Consider the following 1,183-nt stretch of genomic DNA (forward strand, 5'->3'; position numbering starts at 1 on the left):
GCGGGGGCGGCGGCGGCGGGGGCGGCGGCGGCGGCGGCGGCGGCGGCGACGCGAAGGCGTAGCGCAGGCCGATGGTCAGGGACTGGTCCTTGTAGTCCGCGTCCACGCCGTCGATCTTGCCTTCGCTGGCGTCGAAGTAGCGGTAGGTCACGTCCACGTTGGTGCGCTCGCCGACGGCGAACGCCAGGCCGGCCAGGCCCTGCCAGGCGAAGACGGTGTCGCTGTCGTCGAGGCCGATGTTGGAGTCCACGTCGATGCGGGCCATGCCCAGGCCGACGCCCAGGAACGGACGGACCTTGGACTCGGGCGAGGCCATGTCCGCGATCACGTTGCCCATCAGGCTCCAGGATTCGACTTCACCCGTGACCGGGAATTCGTCGATGTCGCTCGGGCGGTAGCCGCCTTCGAGCTCCATGCGCCAGGTCGGGTTGAAGCGGTAGCCCAGACGGGCGAAGCCGGTCCAGGTGTTCTCCAGATCGACGTCGGTGCCGCCGATCTCGCCTTCCGGCCAGTGATAGCCGAGGTCCAGCGCGCCGTACCAACCATCGGGCTCGGCCGAGGCGGCGGACGCGGCGAACACTGCGGCGAGCGCGACGCCCGCCAGTAATTTCAGTTTCATGGGCGAAGCCCTCCTGTCACCCCCCCAACGGGGGCAGCCGAGACACACCCATTCGGCCTAACATCGTTAGGCGACAATAGCCAAGCTTGTTCACCCAAAATAAAGAGCCCGGCCTTGCGGCCGGGCTCCCGAACGTGGCCTTGCGGCCACAGCTAGCTACGCGCGGATCAGAAGTTGATGTTGATCGTGGCGCGACGGTTGAGCGGCTCCTTCACGCCGTCCGGAGTCTGGACGGCCAGGTCGGATTCGCCCTTCCAGTCGACCTGCATCACCGAACCGCTGACGCCCATGCCGACCATCGCGTCGGCCACCGCCTTGGCGCGGCGTTCCGACAGACGGATGTTGTAGGCGGCCGAGCCGGAGGTGTCGGTGTGGCCGACCACCACGATGCGGGTGGCGTTGCCCTGCTGGGCGTAGTTGGCCGCTTCTTGCACCACCGTCTGGGCTTCCGGCGTCAGCACGTACTGATCGAACGGGAAGTAGACGATGAACTCGCGCGCTTCCACGGCCGGCGGCGGCGGAGGCGGCGGCGGCGGCGGGGGCGGCGGGGGCGGAGGCGGCGGC

Annotated in this window: 2 protein-coding genes; both read right to left on the reverse strand. The window is 69.1% G+C overall.

The window, feature by feature from the left end; genetic code table 11:
* Positions 1 to 619, reverse strand: a 619-nt coding sequence (locus G3573_RS21550; protein ID WP_163263673.1) for an acyloxyacyl hydrolase, incomplete at its 3' end; no start/stop codon positions are given.
* Positions 620 to 786: 167 nt separating this feature from the next.
* A partial coding sequence (locus tag G3573_RS21555) for an OmpA family protein (RefSeq protein ID WP_163263674.1) occupies positions 787 to 1,183 on the reverse strand: 397 nt, incomplete at its 5' end.

The organism is Caulobacter sp. 17J65-9 (assembly GCF_010975005.1).
GTDB lineage: Bacteria > Pseudomonadota > Alphaproteobacteria > Caulobacterales > Caulobacteraceae > 17J80-11.